Below are 17,522 nucleotides of genomic sequence, written 5' to 3'. Positions count from 1 at the left end.
CGGACGAAGCATCACTTCTGAGTGACATACCCGAGAGGCATAATCATGACTCTCAGGCATATCGCTCCCGGGTCGGTTGCTTGTCAGCTCGAGCACGCCTGGTCACCGCTGCCGCTCCCGCACCGTCAATCGGGGACCCGAACCACCGGGACAGCCCGGCGGTCAGCTCCCGCTGGTCGTCGCCGACCCACGCCACGTGCCCGTCCGGCCGCAGCAGCAGGGCGGGCACGTCCAGTTCCACGCCGGCGTCGACGACGTGGTCGACCCGGTCCGCCCACCCCGTCGCCGAGAGCCCGCCCGTCCGGTCCAGCAGCAGGCCGCGCCCGGCGTGCATCAGCCCGTACAGGCTGCCGTGTGCCAACCGCACGTCGCGCAGCCGCCGGCCGAGCAGGTCGTGACCCGCGCCGAGGTCGTAGCGGACCGAGATCGCGGTGATCTTCTCGATCAGGTGGCGGTTGACCTCCTCGAAGTCCATCAGCTCCGCCAGCAGCCGCCGCACCGCCTGCGGCCCCGGTTCCAGGGACATCAGCTCGGTCTGCGCGCGGGTGTTGTCCAGCACGTCCGCCGCCACCGGCCGCCGCTCGGCCCGGTAGGTGTCCAGCAGGTCCGCCGGCGCCCACCCGACGACCTGGGCGGCCAGCTTCCAGCCCAGGTTGAACGCGTCCTGGAGCCCGAGGTTGAGCCCCTGCCCGCCCAGCGGCGGGTGGACGTGTGCCGCGTCGCCGGCCAGCAGCACCCGGCCGACCCGGTAGCGCTCGGCGAGGCGGGTGGCGTCACCGAACCGGGACAGCCAGCGCGGCGAGTGCACCCCGAAGTCGGTGCCGGCGGTGGCCCGCAACTGCTGCCGGAACTCCTCGATGGTCGGCGGGACCGCGCGGTCCTCGGCCACCCCCGCCGCCGGCACGACGACGCGGTACAGCCCGTCGCCGTCCCCGACCGGCCCGGCGCCGAAGCGCAGTTGGGTCTTGCGGACCTCCGTCATCACGGCGACCACCTCCTCCGGCGACGCGGTCAGCTCCATCACGCCGAGCAGCGTCTCGGCCCGGCTGGGCTCACCCGGAAAGCCGACGCCGAGCAGCTTGCGCACCGTGCTGCGACCGCCGTCGCAGCCGACCAGCCACCGCGACCGCAACCGGGTGCCGTCGGCCAGCTCGACGGTCACCTCGTCCCCGTCCTGGCTCAGCCCGACCAGCTCGTGCCCGCGCCGGATCTCGGCCCCGACCTCGACGGCGTGCTCGGCCAGCAGCCGCTCGGTGACCGGCTGCGGGATGCCGAGGATGTAGTCGTGCGCGCTGTCCATCCCGGTCGGCCACTCCTTGGCGATGCCGGCGAAGTAGCCACCGCGCCGGACCGTGTGCCCGGCCGCGAGGAAACGCTCCAGCAGGCCACGCTGGTCGAGCACCTCGATGCTGCGCACGTGCATGCCGAGCGAGCGGACCACCCGGGTCGGCTCCGCGTCCCGCTCCAGCACTACCACCCGGACGTCGTGCAGCCGCAGTTCGGCCGCGAGCATCAGGCCGGTCGGCCCAGCACCCACGACGATCACGTCGATCATGGAGTCCCCCGTTCGATATCGCCTGGTCACGGCGTCGGGGGGAGATTCTTCAGCAGCACCGGGGGCTTGCCGCAAGACCCGGGGTGCGATATACGTTGACAGTGGCAGGGAGCGTGCGACTTCTTGCCTTTCTTCTTGCCTTCAGCGGTCGCGGTTGTCCGCGTCTGAGGCGCGATCAGCCCGCTCGTGCGCACCCCTGCATGCCCTTGACGGCCTTACCTAGAATTCCAAGCACCCCCGAGCCTTCTGAAGCGGCCCGGCGTGCGGCTCAACAAGATCGGCCGGCTTACTGCTCCCCGCCTCGGACGGCGCCCGCCGATCAGCAGTATCCGCACCGCCCGCCCCTGCGCAGGCCCAGTGAGCGTGCAGGGCCAGCCCCATGCCGACCTTCCCAGCGAACCGACCTCCTCAGCGCACAGGGAGATCCAGGTGACCGAGTCGAACCCCATTGGTGAAAGACTGAAGGCGCTCCGCAAGCGAGCAGGGCTCGGCCAGCGGGAGATGGCAAAGCTCGCGCACTGCAGCACCGCGCAGATCTCGCGACTCGAGCACGGCAGTCGGCGGCTCAAGCTCGACGTGGCCAGGATCCTTGACGATGAACTGCGGACCGGCAACACACTCCAGGACCTCGTACTGAACGCGGCCGAGGCTGCCGCGCGACGATCCGGAAATTCGCGCCGGGGCGAGGCTAGGGTGCAGCGCCGACGCCTCCCATCCCACGACGCGCCCGACGTGGATGACCTGGAGTTCGGCTGCCGCACAATCTTCACTCAGCTACGCACCTTCGGTCAGCAGCTTGAGCCGCAGGCTGTGTTGCCCATGGCCGAGGGTCTGCTCGAGTCGATCCGGAGGGCTCCTTCCAGGGCGGCATCCGGAGAGAGACTCACTGCCATCGCCGCCCGCTGCGCGGATTTCTGCGGATGGATGGCGCAGGAGCAGGGCGAGGACAAGACGGCGCTGAGATGGACGAAGACAGCAGCGAGACTTGCGGCGAGGATCCAAGATCACGATCTGATGGCCTACAGCCATGTGCGTCACGCCGAGATCTCCCTCTACCGTGGAGATCCGGCCGCTACCATCTCGTCAGCCAAGCGAGGCCAGGCGAACCAACGGACGTCGCCGAGGGTTCGGGCGCTGGGTGCTCGGGTGGAGGCGCAGGGACACTCACTCATGGGGAATTCACGTGCAGCCGCGGCGTGCCTTGATCGGATGGCGTCAGGTCTGACTTCCACCAGGCAGCCCGGCTCTTACGGGCTTCTCGGCTCCAGCACAGTCGACGATCACTACGCACTCGCGGTCGGGTGGTGCGCCTACGATCAGGGCCGCTACGCCCTGGCCGTCGACAACCTGAGCCGGGTGTGGGAGGCCCTGCCGAGTTCCGCCGTACGAGCCCGTGGCCTCTATGGTTCCCGGCTCGCGGCCGCCGCCGCCGCGAACGGCGACCTCGATCTGGCAGTGTCCGTGGGGCGGCGCGCGGCGGTTGACGTTCATTCGACGCGGTCGGCCACCGGCCGGCACCAGTTGCGACTCCTGGCAGCCTCGACCGAGGTCTGGGACGGCCGGCTCCGCATACGTGAACTTCTCCATGAAGTGATTGATTCATCGGTTGGCAGCGAGTTTCCAATCGAGGCATACGGTTTCCAAACCCCGGATCGATGACGACGCCAGCGGTGGTCAGCTCCTAACATCGGGGCGTGACGCTTCAAGACACCCCGCTTGATCAATTCGAAGTCGCCCTGAGCTTCGCGAGTGAGCAGCGCAGCTATGTGCACCGGGTGGCGACCGCACTCAAACGGGCCGGTGTCGAGATCTTCTACGACCTCGACCAGACCGCCAACCTGCTCGGAGAGGATCTCTACCAGCACCTCGACATGGTCTACCGGAATGCGGACTGCGTCGTGATCTTCGTGTCCAAAGAGTACGCGGAGAAGCACTGGACCAAGCACGAGCTGCGATCGGCGCAAGCGCGTGCCTTCACCGAACACCATGCCTACATCCTGCCGGGGCGGTTCGACGACACCGAGCTTCCCGGCCTGCGCGGCACGGAGGGATACGTCGACCTGTCCAACTGCTCGCCAACAAAGTTCGCCGAGGTGATAGCCCAGAAGCTGAGGCACTTGCAGGCCAAGCGCTCGAACATCCGTCCGCGCCCGCCCGCGCCCCGCCCTTCTCCGAAACGCCGCACACCATGGCCGGGAATGCCCTGGCGTTCTGCGGCTCTCCTGGGCTTTCTGGCCGTCCTTTTCGGGGCGGGCGCCGTCTTCGAGTGGCAAGTTGGCGTACTCGGCGCCTCCGACGCGGCTTCCGCAACCTGGGCCGTCGCGCTCGTCGTCATAGGAGCGCTCAGCGTCGGCACCACCGCGGTGCTGTGGCAGCGGAACAATTCCATCGTTCCGCGACCCGGCCGAGCCCTCGCGGTGGCGGCTGCAGGCCTGCTCCTCGGCGCACTGTTCGGCCTGTTCGCCGAGGTGGTTGTCAAGCCGGCAACCTACGTCGAGACGGCCGGTAACCGGAACGGCAGCAAACTCTTCACCGACCCGTCGGGTAACCCTGTTCCCAGCGGGGCCGTGATTCCCTACCTGACCACGGTCCGGGTGGAGTGCAAGGCCCCGAATCGGACTGCCATCACCGGCAGCCCCTACTTCTATCGGATCTACAGCAAGCCTTGGCGTGGGGCCTACGCCTTGGCGGCGACCTTCGCCAACGGTGACCCGATCGGCAGTGCTGGGCCAACCGATGTGGACCCCAAGGTTCGTGACTGCTGAATCACAAGCCGACGTCAATCGCCCTGGAGCAAGAATGCGGAAGCTTCTCATCATCCCGGTCACGATGCTCGCCGCTGCCGGCGCGGCCGCTCTCCTGGTGTCACAGTCGCCTTCGCCGCCCGCCGTCGGCAAACACCTCAGCGCTGACAGTCGAATCGTCACCGACGGCACCGACGAAATGATCAACATCCGCAGGGAGCCGCACGAAGGCAATCTCGGGCCGACCCGGCAACCCACCGAACTCCTCAGGGTGCCCAGCGACACCGCCGCCCGGGTATGGTGCGAAGCGGACGATGCCGCTCCCGCGGTCACTGCCATGAAGTGGTACTTTCTGACACTCATTGACGGCGCATATCCTGGCGTTTCGGGATACGTCTACCGCAATTTGGTTCGCGACGCTGGAAACCCGCCCCCCTGCACGAACGACATTGTCAACGCACACCCTCGTACGCCGGGTGTGTTGAGCATGCAGCAGGGCAGGCCCAGGGGGGCGGGCTACTACTACGCGGTCACGATCCGCGGCTTTCATCCGAACTGGAAGTACTCCGTGGAATGCGTGGACGACAGTGTCGACCTTGGGGAGGGAAACGTCTACCTCGAAGAGGCTTTTCGCACCTTTGAAATGGTCACCGATGGCGAGGGCAACGGGTTCAAGGCGGACGGCTGTTATTCCGGTGAGGGGAGCCGCCATTGGGTCCGATCCGGACCCTACACCTCCGATATGATCACTTGGCAGGCCAGGACACCGCCGGAGTCCGCCGTTACGACGTCCGGAGCACCAGCCCCAGGCCCGGTGGCCGGATCGCCTCGCATCGCGCTGTCACAGGGCTCGGCCGCGCGCAGAGGTTCCTGGTACGTCATCACCCTGACCGGCTTCGCCGCCGGGAAATCGATCTCAGTGTCCTGCCGCGACTCTGTCGATCCGACCGGCTTCACGACGTTCACCGTGCGCACCGACCGCGACGGCGCTGCGACGTCATCCGACGGATGCTTCTCCGGAGACGGCCCCGACCACTGGGCCTGGGCCGAGGGCATGGAGTCCAACCATGTGACGTGGACCGGCTCAAGCCCTGCCGCCCCGGCACCGGAAGCCGAGCCGACCGCCTCGCCGCCGGCCGGACCAGCCGCCCCACCGGTGCCCCCGTCCCCCACCGTCAGCCTGGAACAGGGACCTGCCGCGCCGCACGGTTTCCGCTATGCCGTCTCACTCCAGCATTTCGCGCCGGGCACGGATGTCACCGTCACCTGCCACGACTCCGTGGATCCCGGCGGGTTCTACACGTTCCGCCTGAGGACGGATGGCGACGGGAACGCGTACACGCGGACCCAGTGCTACTCAGGCGACCATCCCGACCACTGGGCGATAGCGGGCGGTATCGAATCAAACCACGTTTCTTGGTGAGTTAACCCTTTCGGCGGCCCCGTCCCAGAACGCACGCAGGTGAACTCAGACGTCGGCGGGGCGGGTGGCGGCCCGGGCCTCGGCGACCAGGCGCCCGGTCTCGGCAACCACCGCGTCGTCGTCGGCCGGCGTGCCCGGGTCGTAGCGCACCGTCCAGGCCAGACCGTCGACCCCGGACACCCGCCGCGCCGCGACCCGGCCGGCCCCGCCGGGCACCGGGTGGTGCGCGGTGTACGCCACCGAGGCGGTGACCCGGGCGCGCACCTGGTGCGGCAGGTCGCCCGGGTCGAGCAGCAGGTAGGTCTCGGCCGGGGCGTCGGCGACCACGAGGTAGCCGTCGCGCTCGGCGACCGCCTCGGCCGGGGTGACGGTGAGCTCACGGCCGGACCAGACCGCCTTGAGGACGTCGTGCCAGCCGAGGCGCTCACCGCGGCCGGGCAGCCAGAGGCCGCGGTTGCTGGCGACCAGCACGCCGTCTCCCTCGCCGTTGCCGGCGGCGGCCCAGGCGAGCACCCGCTCGTCGGCGGCCAACGGCGGCCGGTCGGCCGGGGGCAGTTTCGGGCGGCGGCGGAAAAGCGCCATCACAGTCCTCCGGCGGCCTGCTCGCGCAGGGCCCGCGCGTGTTGTTCCAGCGAGAGCAGCTCCCCGAACAGGGCGAAGTATTCGTCCTTGTTGCTGACCGGGTTGATCCGCTGGATCTTCGACTTGAGGTCCCGGATCCGGCCGGTGACCGAGCTCCACTGGAGCCGGGCCATGGTGACCGAGACGTATCTCGGGTCGGGCTCGCCGTCGATGCGCAACGGCTCCACCGCCAGCTCGCCCACCAGGGCCTGCCCGGCCAGGTCGTCACAGGCGTCCCGGACCTGCTCGATCCAGACCGCGCCGCCGGTGGCGCCGGCCGCCCCACCTGCCGCGGCGACGGCGACACGCACCGAGGCGTGCACCGGGTGCTGGTAGTCGGCGGCCTCGACGGCGTCGAACATCGGCCCGGCGAGCACCGGCTCCTGCAACGCGAGCTTCAGCGCCTCGCGCTCCACCATGGACCGGGGACTGTCCACGGCCGGTGTGGCGGGGCCCGGACGCGACGGCGCGGGACGCTCGGCGGTCGCCTGCCCGTGCCCGGCGCTCAGCACCGCGCGCTGCACCGGCTCGATCTCCATGCCGAGGTCGCCGGCGAGCTTGCGGACGTACTCCGGGCGCTTCTCCCGGTCCTTGATCTGCGCGACCAGTGGCGCGGCCCGGCGCATCGCCTCCACCCGGCCGTCGACGGTGTCGAGGTCGAACCGGTTGATCACGTGCCGGAGCGCGAAGTCGACAAGCGGCTCGCGGCGGGCCACCAGGTCGCGCACGGCCAGGTCGCCCTTGGCCAGCCGCAGGTCGCACGGGTCCATGTTGTCCGGGCTGACCGCGATGAACGTGCGCCCGACGAAACGCTGGTCGTCCTCGAAGGCGCGCAGCGCCGCCTTCTGGCCGGCGGCGTCGCCGTCGAACGTGAAGATGATCTCCCCGGCGCGCTCGTCGCTGTCGAAGAGCACCCGGCGCAGCACCGAGATGTGGTCCGCGCCGAACGCGGTGCCGCAGGTCGCCACCGCGGTCGGGACGTCGGCCAGGTGGCAGGCCATCACGTCGGTGTAGCCCTCGACCACCACCACCTTGCCCTGCTTGGCGATCTCACGCTTGGCCTGGTCGATGCCGTAGAGGACGTGCGACTTCTTGTAGATCGGCGTCTCGGGGGTGTTGAGGTATTTCGGGCCGTCGTCGTCGTCGAAGAGCTTGCGGGCGCCGAAGCCGATCACGTCGCCGGTGATGTCCCGGATCGGCCACATCAGCCGGCGACGGAACCGGTCGATCAGCGAGCCGGAGCGGGCCGGGCGGGACAGGCCGGCGGTGACCAGCTCGTCGTGACTGAAGCCCTGCTGCCGCAGGTGCTTGGTGAGCAGGTCCCACGCGTCGGGGGCGAAGCCGCAGCCGTAGCGCTCGGCGGCGGCCCGGTCGAAGCCACGCCCGGCGAGGAACTCGCGGGCCGGCCGGGCGCCGGCGGTGGTGAGCTGGGCGCGGTAGAACTCGACGGCGGCGGCGTGCGCGGCGACCAGCCGCTGCCGCTGGCCCTGCTGCGGCCGGGCGCGCGGCGTCGACCGGTCGTCCTCGACGTAGCGTAGTTGGATGCCGGCGCGGGCGGCGAGGCTCTCCACGGACTCGACGAACCCGAGGTGCTCGGCGTCCATCAGGAACTTGATCGCGTCACCGCCGACCCCGCAGCCGAAGCAGTAGAACACGTTGCGGGCGGGCGAGACGTTGAACGAGGGGCTCTTCTCGTCGTGGAACGGGCAGAGCCCCTTGAGGTTGCCGCCACCGGCCGACTTGAGCGTCACCACCTCGGAGATCACGTCCGCGATGGCGGTGCGCTCGCGGACCAGCGCGATGTCCTCGTCCCGGATCCGCCCCGCCATGGCCGCCACCTCCTCGGCGTACATCCTGCCCTGCCGGACCGACGATCCGGTGGCCGGGGGGACGGGCGTGTGGCGGACGCCGCCCGTCCCCCGGGCTCACACCGAGCGACCCGCCCCGGCCGCGGCGTCGCCGATCCGGGGGAACGGCTCGATGGAGAAGACCACCTCGACCGGCACCTCGAAGTAGGCCGCGATGCGCAGCGCCAGGTGCAGGCTGGGCCGGAACTCGCCGCGTTCCAGGTAGCCGACGGTCTGGTAGTGCACCCCGAGCGCGTCGGCGAGCTGCCGGCGGGAGACACCCCGCTCGGCGCGCAGCACCGCGATCCGGTTGTGCACGGTCTCGCTCATCGACGCCCTCTCATCCGACCCGCTGCATGGCCCGCTCCCGCCGGGCCGCGACCCGCGAACCGGACTCCCGGCGGGCCATCCGGCGCAGCACCACCGGGGCCAGCACCAGCCCGAGCACCGCCCAGGCGCCGAGCACGCCGAGCGTCTCCAGGTGCCGCCAGGAGCCGCCCAGCTCGACCGCCGCCAGGTCGGCCGGGAGCAGCGCCGAGCGCATGCCCAAGCCTAGCCAGTAGAGCGGGAAGACCTGGGCGACGCCCTGCACCCAGCCGGGTAGGCCGTTGATCGGGTAGAAGATCCCGGAGAGCGCGATCAGGCCGAAGATCGGCAGGACCACCAGGCCCATGTTGCGCGGGTTCTCGATCACCGAGCCGATCACCGCGCCCAGCGGCAGCGTCGCCACCAGCCCGAGCGGCACCACCCAGGCCAGGGTGAGCCAGGCACCCGGGTCGCCGAGCCGCAGCCCGTCCAGGAAGAACAGGCCGGGGGTGAGCTGGATGGTCACGCCGATCAGCGAGATCGCCGAGACCAGCACGAGCTTGCCGACCAGATAGCCGAGCATGCCGTCCGGGATCGCCTTGGCACGCAGCAGCGTGCCGTCCTCCCGGTCGACGATGAGCTGCTGGGCCAGCCCGAGCAGCCCGCCGAAGAGCAGGCCCATGCCGAGCGCGCTGGGCAGCGTCCGGGCGCCGAGGGAGAAGTCGGTGCCGGGCACGGTCGAGCCGCGCATCCAGAACACGGCGACCAGCAGCACCACCGTCGGGAAGAAGTAGTTCCACAGGTCCTGGCCGTTGGTGAACGTGGCGCGCAGCTCGATCAGGCCGCGCCGCACGCCGACCCGCATCGCGTTGGTGGTGGGGTTCATCGCGTCGCCTCCCGCTGCCACACCCGCTCCGCCCGGCCGGTGCGGATCCCGGTCTCCTCCTCGTGCACCAGCGCCAGGTAGGCGTCCTCCAGGCTGGCCCGGCGCACCTCCAGCTCCCGTACCCGGTCGCCGTGCTCGCGCAGCAGGTCGCGCAGGAAGGCGGTGGCGTCGGCGGTGGCGTGCACGTAACGATCACCGTCGCGGGTCCAGCGGACCTCGGCGTCGCCGGCGACGCGGCGGGCCAACTGGTCCGGCGAGCCCTCGGCGACGATCCGGCCGCCGGCCAGGATCAGGATGCGGTCGGCCAGCTTCTCCGCCTCGTCCAGGTCGTGCGTGGTCAGCACGATGGTGGTCTCCTCGGTGTCGGTGAGGCGGTGCACCAGCTCGTGGAACTCACGCCGGGCCGCCGGGTCGAAGCCGACCGTCGGCTCGTCCAGGAAGAGCAGCTCGGGCCGGCCCACGATGCCGACCGCCACGTCGAGCCGACGGCGCTGCCCGCCGGAGAGCCGCGCCACCCGGGTGCCGGCGTGCGCGGTCAGCCCCACGGTGGCCAGCAGGTCGTCGACCGGCCAGGGGCGCCGGATCCGGTCGGTCGCGTACGGCGCGTAGAAGTCGCCGAGGTGGCTGAGCAGCTCGCCGACCCGCCACTTGCCGTGGTCGCGCCAGGACTGGAGCACGACGCCGAGCCGGGCGCGCCACCGCTCGTCGCCGCGCGCCGGGTCGACGCCGAGCACCCGGACCGTGCCGGCCGAGGGCAGCCGGAAGCCCTCCAGGATCTCGATGGTGGTGGTCTTGCCGGCGCCGTTCGGGCCGAGCAGCGCGACCACCTCGCCCCGCCGGGCGGTGAGGTCGACACCGTGCAGCACGTCGGCGCTGCCGTAGCGCATGCGCAGGTCACGGACGTCGAGGACCAGCTCCTCGTCGGGTGGCCCGGTCGGCGCGACGGCATCCAGGGAGTCGGTCGCAGTCATGCCCCGGAATGTAGCACTCATACTACAATCTGCGGTACACCCACTCAGCGACGTGGACGGTGCAGCCAGCGGGTGACCGGTGGCGGCTCCTCCTCCTCGTACGACCGGGCCGCCCGCACCGCCGCGGCCAGGCCGGACCGGCGCGGCCGGGTCCCCGCGCGCAGGACCGGGTCGGCGGCCATCTCCCGGACCATGGCCACCGCCAGTGCCAGCATCACCACCACGAACGGCAGCGCGACCAGGATCGTCGCCTGCTGCAACGCGGCCAGCCCGCCGGCGAGCAGCAACGCGGCGGCCACCGCGCCGATGAGTACGCCCCAGAGCACCACCACGCCCCGGTGCGGTCGCAGCGCGCCCCGCGAACTCAACGAGCCGAGCACCAGCGCGGCGGAGTCGGCGCCGGTGACGAAGAAGAGCGCCACCAGCACCGCCGCCAGCACGGTGGTGACCGTGGCCAGCGGCAGCGCGTGCAGCAGCCCGAAGAGCGCGTTCTCGGCACTCGCCCCGACGTCGGCGACCAGGTCACGGGCACCGGTGCGCTGCACCCGCAGGGCGGTGCCACCCATGATCGCGAACCAGACGACGCTGGCGCCGCTGGGCACGAGCAAGACACCGGTGACGAACTCGCGGACCGTGCGACCCCGGGAGATCCGGGCGATGAAGATGCCCACGAACGGCGCCCAGGAGATCCACCACGCCCAGTAGAAGATGGTCCACGAGCCCAGCCAGGCCGGGTCGGTGAACGCACCGGTGCGGGTGGACATCACCACCAGGTGACTCAGGTAGTCACCGACCGAGGCGGGCAGCACCTCCAGCGTGTAGATGGTCGGCCCGGCCACGAAGACGAAGACCATCAGGCCGACCGCCAGCACCACGTTGGTGGTGGACAACCACTTGATCCCCTTGTGCAGCCCGGTGAACGCGGAGACCACGAACGCGGCGGTGAGCGCGGCGATCACCACCAGCTCCACCCCGGTGCTGTCCGCCAGCCCGGTGGCGTTGTCCAGTCCGGCGGCGATCTGCAACGCGCCGAGCCCGAGGCTGGTCGCCGAGCCGAACACGGTCGCGAAGACGGCCAGCAGGTCGATGGCCTGCCCGGCGGCGCCGTACGCCCGGTCGCCGAGCAGCGGCACGAACGCGGCCGAGATGCGGTTGCCCCGCCCCTTGCGGAACGTCGAGTACGCCAGCGCCAGCGCGGCGATCGCGTAGATGCCCCACGGGTGCAGCGTCCAGTGGAACAGCGTGTACTGCATGGCGGTCGCCGCGGCGGCGCCGGTCTGCGGCTCGACCCCGGCGGCGGGCGGCGGGGACGCGTAGTGCTGGATCGGCTCGGCGACGGCGTAGAAGACCAGGCCGATGCCCATGCCGGTGCTGAACATCATCGACACCCAGGCGAGCGTGCTGAACTCCGGCTCGTCGTCGTCGGCGCCGAGCCGGATCCGGCCGAACCGGGACGCGGCGAGCACCACCGCCAGCACCAGGAACGCGTCGGCCGCGACCACGAAGAACCAGCCGAACGTGGTGGTCACCCAGTGCAGCCCGGCGGCGCCGAACGAGGCCAGCGACCCACCGGCCAGCACGCCCCACGCCACCACGGCCAGCACCCCGGCCACGCCGAGCCCGAGCACCACCCGGTCGGCCGGCTGCGTCGCGGGCCGATCCCGCACCTGTTCCGCCATGGCCCCATCCTGAGCGGGCCCTCGGCCGGCGCGGGACGAAACGCCTCACCCGGTCCCACCGATCTTGGAGTTGTGGCGCCCAGGATGCCGGTTTCACGCCGGTATCAGAGGTGCCACAAGTCCAAGATCGGCGAAAGGCGACCGGGTCAGGTCGCGACGCGGGCGGACTCCTCGGCCTCGACCTCGGCGTTCCAGGTCCGCTTGGTGGCGCGCCAGCCCTCGTCGTCCAGGCCGCGCCGCCAGTAGCCGGAGATGGACAGGTCGTCCCGGGGCACGCCCCGCTCGACCCGGAGCAGGCGGCGCAGCTCCTTCACCGCGCCGGCCTCACCGTGCACGAACGCGTGCACCCGGCCGGGCGGGAACTCCGCCGCCCGGACCGCCTCGACCAGCGCGGCGCCGGCCGGACGCCCGGCCCGGTGCAGCCACCGCAGCTCGACCGCGCCGGCACTGGCCAGCGGCAACTCGTCGGCGGGACCCGCCACCTCGACGTAGACCCGGGCCGGCGCGCCGGCCGGCAGCCGTTCCAGGGCGGCGGCGATCGCCGGCAGCGCGCTCTCGTCGCCGGCCAGCAGGTGCCAGTCGGCGGTCGGGTCCGGTGCGTACGCGCCACCGGGGCCGGTGAACAGCACCCGGTCACCGGGGCGCAGCGCCGCCGCCCACGGGCCGGCCAGCCCTTCCTCGCCGTGGTGCACCACGTCGACGGTCAGCTCGCCGGCCGCCGCGTCCCAGGCCCGCACCGTGTAGGCCCGCAGCCGGGGCCACTGCTCGGCGGGGAACTCCCGCTTGACGGTGGCCAGGTCGGTCGGGTGCGGATAGGTCACCCCGGCCGGCGGGAAGACGAACTTCACGTAGTGGTCGGTGTAGGCGCCCACCGGCAGGCCGGTCAGCTCGGCGCCGCCCAGCACGAGCCGGATCAGGTGCGGGGTGGGCCGGGTGGTCCGCACGACCGTGGCGGCGGTGAGCGTCTTCGGGCGATCCGTCATGCGGCTTAGGCTACCCTCACTTGCCGGCCGGGTCGGCCGGGCGGTCAGCGGGCCGACACCAGCCGGGCGTGCCAGGCCAGCGCGGCCGGGTCGGTGAGCGAGGCCACCTGGTCGACCACCACGCGCAGCCGGGCGGCGTCGTCCGGCGCGTCCCGCCAGAGCGGCGCGAAGACCTCGTCGAGCGCGTCCGGGGCGCGGTCGAGCAGCGCGCCGACCAGCTCGGCGAGGACCTCCCGCTGCCGGTCGTAGCGGCCACTCGCACCCGGGCGGCGCATCACGTACCGCAGGGCGATGCCCTTGAGCAGCGCGCACTGCGCCCGGATCCGGCGCGGCACCACCAGGTCGGCGGCGTACCGGCGGTGCGGGCCGGCGCCGTGACGCGCCTGGGTGGCGGCGACCACGGTCGAGACGAACCGGCCGGTGAGCACGCTCGTGGTGGCCTTCAGCGCGGCGAGCGCGCGGTGGCTGCCGTCGTACGCGGCGAGCGGGGCGAGCACCGGATCGGCGAGCAGCTCGTCCAGCACCTCCGCCAGGTCCTCCGGCGCCTCCCCGGAGTAGGCGGACGCCACGTCGGCGCAGAGCGCCCGCCGCTCGTCCCCGTCGGCGAGCAGCGGGCGCAGGTCGACGTGCCCGCCGTGGATGCCGTCCTCGACGTCGTGCACCGAGTACGCCACGTCGTCGGCCCAGTCCATCACCTGGGCCTCCAGGCAGCGCCGGTCGCCGGGTGGGGCGCCGGCGCGCAGCCAGTCGAAGACCGGGCGGTCGTCGGCGTACACGCCGAACTTGCGCTCGCCGGAGCGGCGCTCCCAGGGATATTTGCCGACCGCGTCGAGCGCGGCCCGGGTCAGGTTCAGCCCGGCGGACCGCCCGTCCGGGGTGAGCACCTTCGCCTCCAGCCGGGTGAGCACGCGCAGCGTCTGCGCGTTGCCCTCGAAGCCGCCGGCCGCGGCGGCCAGCTCGTCCAGGGCGTACTCACCGTTGTGCCCGAACGGCGGGTGACCCAGGTCGTGGGCGAGCCCGGCGGTGTCCACCACGTCCGGGTCGCAGCCGAGGCGCGCGCCCATCTCGCGGGCGATCTGCGCCACCTCCAGCGAGTGGGTCAGCCGGGTACGCAGGAAGTCGTCGGTGCCGGCGACGTGCACCTGGGTCTTCGCGGCGAGCCGGCGGAACGCCGCCGAGTGCAGCACCCGGGCGCGGTCGCGCTCGAACGGGGACCGCCCGTACCCGGTGTCCTTGGGCGCCTCGGCGACCAGCCGCGCCGCGTCGTCAGCGTGCATGCAGCACGCAGAACTCGTTGCCCTCCGGGTCGGCCAGCACGGTCCACTCCACGTCTCCCTGCCCGATGTCGACGTGCCGCGCGCCCATGTCGACGAGCCGTTCCACCTCGGCCTCCAGGTCGGTCGGGCGCAGGTCCACGTGCAGCCGGTTCTTGCCCTGCTTCGGCCCGGAGACCGGGACGAAGACCAGGCCGGGGAGCGTCTCGGGGGTGCGCCGGATCTCCACCTCGTCCGGCTTGTCGGTGATCACCTGATAGCCGAGCGCCTCGGCCCACCAGCGGGCGAGCCGGGACGGGTCCCGGGCGTCGATGGTCAGGTTCTCCCAGACGGCGGTCATGCGGCCACCCCTCCTGATCAACACGTGGCGGAAGCTCAGGTTACGCCCGGGAGGCCGGAAAGGCGCGCCGGGCGGGGCCGCCGGCGGTCACCGGCGGCCCCGCACCGACAGGCTCAGCGGGAGTCGGAGCCGGTCGTGCTGATCGCCGCGCGGCCGGCCTCCAGCCGGGCCACCGGCACCCGGAACGGCGAGCAGGAGACGTAGTCCAGGCCCACCTCGTGGAAGAAGTGCACCGAGTCCGGGTCGCCGCCGTGCTCACCGCAGACGCCGAGCTTCAGCCCGGGGCGGGCCGCCCGGCCCTCCTCGGCGGCGATCCGGACCAGCCGGCCGACGCCGTCGGCGTCGATCGACTCGAACGGCGAGATGCCGAAGATGCCCAGCTCCAGGTAGCGCCAGAAGAACGCGCCCTCCACGTCGTCGCGGGAGAAGCCCCAGCCCATCTGGGTCAGGTCGTTGGTGCCGAAGGAGAAGAACTCGGCCGCCTCGGCGATCTGCCCGGCGGTCAGGGCCGCCCGCGGCACCTCGATCATCGTGCCGATCAGCACGTCGACGCCGCTGTCCCCGACCACCTCGGCGATGATCTTCTCGGCCTCGGCGCGTACCGTCTCCAGCTCCTGCACGGCGCCGACCAGCGGCACCATGATCTCCGGGCAGGCCGTCCCGCCGTCGCGGGCGACCGCGACGGCGGCCTCGGCGATGGCGCGGACCTGCATGGCGAACAGGCCGGGGATGACCAGGCCGAGCCGGACCCCGCGCAGGCCCAGCATCGGGTTCTCCTCGTGCATCCGGCGGACCGCGGAGAGCAGCGCCTCCTCCTTGGCCACGTCCTCGCCGCGCTCCTGGGCGACCGCGACGTTGACCGCGAGCTGCTCCAGCGGGGGCAGGAACTCGTGCAGCGGCGGGTCGATCAGCCGCACGGTGACCGGCAGCCCGTCCATCTCCCGGAAGATCTCCACGAAGTCGGCCCGCTGCAACGGCAGCAGCGCGGCCAGCGCCTCGTCGCGCTCCCGCCCGCCGCCGGCGAGGATGAGCCGCTCGACCAGCTCCCGGCGGTCGCCGAGGAACATGTGCTCGGTGCGGCACAGGCCGATGCCCTCGGCGCCGAAGCGCCGGGCCCGCGCCGCGTCCGCGCCGGTGTCGGCGTTCGTCCGCACGCGCAGCCGCCGCGCCCCGTCGGCGTGCGTCATGATCCGGTGTACGGCCCGGACCAGCGGGTTGTCGATGTGCTCCGGGTCGAGGCTGCCTTCGAAGTACTGCACCACCTCGGACGGCATGACCGGCACCTCGCCGAGGTAGACCTTGCCGGTGGTGCCGTCGATCGACACCACGTCGCCCTCGCCGACCGTGTGCCCGCCGACGGTGAACTTCTTCGCCGGGACGTTCACCTCCAGCTCGTCGGCGCCGGACACACAGGTCTTGCCCATGCCCCGGGCCACCACGGCGGCGTGGCTGGTCTTGCCGCCGCGCGAGGTGAGGATGCCCTTGGCGGCGATCATGCCGTTGAGGTCGTCCGGGTTGGTCTCCCGGCGGACCAGGATCACCGACTCGCCCTCGGCGGCCAGCTCGACGGCGCGGGCCGAGGTGAAGACCACCTTGCCGGACGCCGCGCCGGGGGACGCGCCGATGCCCCTGGCCACCGGCGGGACGTCGTGGTCGAGCTGGAAGCGCGGGAACATCAACTGGGCGAGCTGCGCGCCGTTGACCCGGTGCAGCGCCTCGTCCAGGTCGATCAGGCCCTCGTCGACGAGCTGGCCGGCGATGACGAACGCGGCGGCGGCGGTGCGCTTGCCGACCCGGGTCTGGAGCATCCAGAGCTTGCCGCGCTCGATGGTGAACTCGATGTCGCAGAGGTCCTTGTAGTGCTCCTCCAGCCGGGCCATGATGCCGAGCAACTGGTCGTAGGAGGTCTTGTCGAGCTGCTCCAGCTCCTGCAACGGCACCGTGTTGCGGATGCCGGCCACCACGTCCTCGCCCTGGGCGTTGGCCAGGTAGTCGCCGTAGATGCCCTGCGCGCCGCTGCCCGGGTCGCGGGTGAACGCGACGCCGGTGCCGGAGTCCGGCCCGAGGTTGCCGAAGACCATGCTGACCACGTTGACCGCGGTGCCCAGGTCGGCCGGGATGCGCTCCTGCCGGCGGTAGAGGATGGCCCGCTCCGCGTTCCACGAGTCGAAGACCGCGCGGATGGCCAGGTCGAGCTGTTCGCGCGGCTCCTGCGGGAACTCACGCCCGGTGTGCTTGGCGAAGATCTTCTTGTACGCGTCGACGAGCGCGCGCAGGTCGTCGGCGTCCAGGTCGAGGTCGTTCCGCGTGCCCTTGGCGTGCTTGGCGTCGTCCAGCGCGTGCTCGAACTCCTCGCCGGGCACCTCGCAGACGGTCTTGCCGAACATCTGGATCAGGCGGCGGTAGGAGTCCCAGGCGAACCGATCGTTCCCACCCGCCTGGGTGCTCAGGCCGATGACGCTGCGGTCGTTGAGGCCGACGTTGAGGACGGTCTCCATCATGCCGGGCATGGAGAACTTGGCGCCGGAGCGCACCGAGACCAGCAGCGGGTCGGCCGGGTCGCCGAGCCGGCGGCCCATCTCGCGCTCCAGCGACTCCAGGTGCGCCTCGATCTGCGCGGCCAGCCCGTCCGGCTCGCGCCCGGTCGTCAGGTACGCCTGGCAGGCCTCGGTGGTGATGGTGAAACCGGGCGGGACGGGCAGACCGAGGTTGGTCATCTCGGCCAGGTTGGCGCCCTTGCCACCGAGCAGGTCCTTGAGGTCCTTGTTGCCCTCGGCGAAGTCGTAGACGTACTTACTCTCGACCGTTTCCTCTTGCGCTGCCACCAGAGCCTCCCACGCGCGCCATTGACACTTAACGAAGGTTCAGTTCGGACATACCCCGGGAGCGACCA

13 protein-coding genes and 1 pseudogene are annotated in these 17,522 nt (G+C 71.6%); 3 read left to right on the top strand and 11 right to left on the bottom strand.

Annotation, left to right across the window (positions count from 1 at the left end; all coding sequences use genetic code 11):
- Positions 1-130: 130 nt before the first annotated feature.
- Positions 131-1,555: pseudogene (gene rox, locus H1D33_RS01210) on the bottom strand (rifampin monooxygenase); the annotation flags it as partial.
- Between the two features lie 429 nt (positions 1,556-1,984).
- On the opposite strand from rox, the gene H1D33_RS01205 reads away from it, so the two are divergent.
- Genes H1D33_RS01205 through H1D33_RS01195 form a run of 3 tightly spaced genes read left to right on the top strand, consistent with a single transcriptional unit; the run spans position 1,985 to position 5,722 of the window.
- Positions 1,985-3,214 (top strand): helix-turn-helix domain-containing protein, encoded by a 1,230-nt coding sequence (locus H1D33_RS01205; protein ID WP_181569826.1) that lies wholly within the window; start codon positions 1,985-1,987, stop codon positions 3,212-3,214.
- Positions 3,215-3,249: 35 nt separating this feature from the next.
- Entirely contained in the window at positions 3,250-4,320 is a 1,071-nt protein-coding gene (locus tag H1D33_RS01200; RefSeq protein ID WP_181569827.1) for a toll/interleukin-1 receptor domain-containing protein, read from the top strand.
- A 34-nt stretch (positions 4,321-4,354) separates the two neighbouring features.
- A complete protein-coding gene (locus tag H1D33_RS01195; RefSeq protein WP_181569828.1) occupies positions 4,355-5,722 on the top strand; it encodes a hypothetical protein in 1,368 nt (455 codons plus the stop codon).
- Positions 5,723-5,767: 45 nt separating this feature from the next.
- On the opposite strand, the gene H1D33_RS01190 is transcribed toward H1D33_RS01195, so the two are convergent.
- The 10 genes from H1D33_RS01190 to ppdK all read right to left on the bottom strand — a co-directional run bounded on the left by H1D33_RS01190 (position 5,768) and on the right by ppdK (position 17,454).
- A complete protein-coding gene (locus H1D33_RS01190) occupies positions 5,768-6,304 on the bottom strand; it encodes a hypothetical protein (RefSeq protein WP_181569829.1) in 537 nt (178 codons plus the stop codon).
- A complete protein-coding gene (gene dnaG / locus H1D33_RS01185) occupies positions 6,304-8,196 on the bottom strand; it encodes a DNA primase (RefSeq protein WP_181569830.1) in 1,893 nt (630 codons plus the stop codon). The genes H1D33_RS01190 and dnaG overlap by 1 nt, the downstream gene beginning before the upstream one ends.
- Before the next feature lie 72 nt (positions 8,197-8,268).
- The gene (locus H1D33_RS01180) at positions 8,269-8,520 is read right to left on the bottom strand and encodes a helix-turn-helix transcriptional regulator (RefSeq protein WP_181569831.1); all 252 of its coding nucleotides are present in this window, start codon (positions 8,518-8,520) and stop codon (positions 8,269-8,271) included.
- A gap of 10 nt (positions 8,521-8,530) precedes the next feature.
- Positions 8,531-9,382 (bottom strand): ABC transporter permease, encoded by an 852-nt coding sequence (locus H1D33_RS01175; protein ID WP_181569832.1) that lies wholly within the window; start codon positions 9,380-9,382, stop codon positions 8,531-8,533.
- Positions 9,379-10,269, bottom strand: coding sequence for an ABC transporter ATP-binding protein (locus tag H1D33_RS01170; RefSeq protein ID WP_181572956.1), 891 nt, complete (start codon positions 10,267-10,269; stop codon positions 9,379-9,381). The genes H1D33_RS01175 and H1D33_RS01170 overlap by 4 nt, the downstream gene beginning before the upstream one ends.
- Positions 10,270-10,397: 128 nt before the next feature.
- Positions 10,398-12,032, bottom strand: coding sequence for a BCCT family transporter (locus H1D33_RS01165; protein WP_181569833.1), 1,635 nt, complete (start codon positions 12,030-12,032; stop codon positions 10,398-10,400).
- A gap of 146 nt (positions 12,033-12,178) precedes the next feature.
- Positions 12,179-13,015: a siderophore-interacting protein gene (locus tag H1D33_RS01160; protein WP_181569834.1), complete on the bottom strand. Its 837-nt coding sequence runs from the start codon at positions 13,013-13,015 to the stop codon at positions 12,179-12,181.
- A gap of 44 nt (positions 13,016-13,059) precedes the next feature.
- A complete protein-coding gene (locus H1D33_RS01155; RefSeq protein WP_181569835.1) occupies positions 13,060-14,292 on the bottom strand; it encodes a deoxyguanosinetriphosphate triphosphohydrolase in 1,233 nt (410 codons plus the stop codon).
- Positions 14,282-14,629, bottom strand: a complete 348-nt coding sequence (locus H1D33_RS01150) for a VOC family protein (RefSeq protein ID WP_181569836.1) — start codon at positions 14,627-14,629, stop codon at positions 14,282-14,284. Before H1D33_RS01150 ends, H1D33_RS01155 begins: the two co-directional genes overlap by 11 nt.
- Positions 14,630-14,742: 113 nt before the next feature.
- Positions 14,743-17,454: a pyruvate, phosphate dikinase gene (gene ppdK / locus H1D33_RS01145; RefSeq protein ID WP_181569837.1), complete on the bottom strand. Its 2,712-nt coding sequence runs from the start codon at positions 17,452-17,454 to the stop codon at positions 14,743-14,745.
- Between the last annotated feature and the right edge of the window lie 68 nt (positions 17,455-17,522).

The sequence above is a fragment of the Micromonospora ferruginea genome (assembly GCF_013694245.2).
Classification (GTDB): domain Bacteria; phylum Actinomycetota; class Actinomycetes; order Mycobacteriales; family Micromonosporaceae; genus Micromonospora; species Micromonospora robiginosa.
The sequence above is the reverse complement of the archived record's forward strand: the minus strand, read 5'-3'. Positions and strand labels throughout refer to the sequence as shown.

Bases quoted from the DNA above. Each gene is read 5' to 3' on its own strand.
- H1D33_RS01170 (WP_181572956.1), bottom strand. From the start codon at position 10,269: ATGCGCTACGGCAGCGCCGACGTGCTGCACGGTGTCGACCTCACCGCC.
- H1D33_RS01165 (WP_181569833.1), bottom strand. From the start codon at position 12,032: ATGGCGGAACAGGTGCGGGATCGGCCCGCGACGCAGCCGGCCGACCGG.
- dnaG (WP_181569830.1), bottom strand. From the start codon at position 8,196: ATGTACGCCGAGGAGGTGGCGGCCATGGCGGGGCGGATCCGGGACGAG.
- H1D33_RS01195 (WP_181569828.1), top strand. From the start codon at position 4,355: ATGCGGAAGCTTCTCATCATCCCGGTCACGATGCTCGCCGCTGCCGGC.
- H1D33_RS01155 (WP_181569835.1), bottom strand. From the start codon at position 14,292: ATGCACGCTGACGACGCGGCGCGGCTGGTCGCCGAGGCGCCCAAGGAC.
- H1D33_RS01150 (WP_181569836.1), bottom strand. From the start codon at position 14,629: ATGACCGCCGTCTGGGAGAACCTGACCATCGACGCCCGGGACCCGTCC.
- H1D33_RS01190 (WP_181569829.1), bottom strand. From the start codon at position 6,304: ATGGCGCTTTTCCGCCGCCGCCCGAAACTGCCCCCGGCCGACCGGCCG.
- H1D33_RS01160 (WP_181569834.1), bottom strand. From the start codon at position 13,015: ATGACGGATCGCCCGAAGACGCTCACCGCCGCCACGGTCGTGCGGACC.
- H1D33_RS01180 (WP_181569831.1), bottom strand. From the start codon at position 8,520: ATGAGCGAGACCGTGCACAACCGGATCGCGGTGCTGCGCGCCGAGCGG.
- H1D33_RS01175 (WP_181569832.1), bottom strand. From the start codon at position 9,382: ATGAACCCCACCACCAACGCGATGCGGGTCGGCGTGCGGCGCGGCCTG.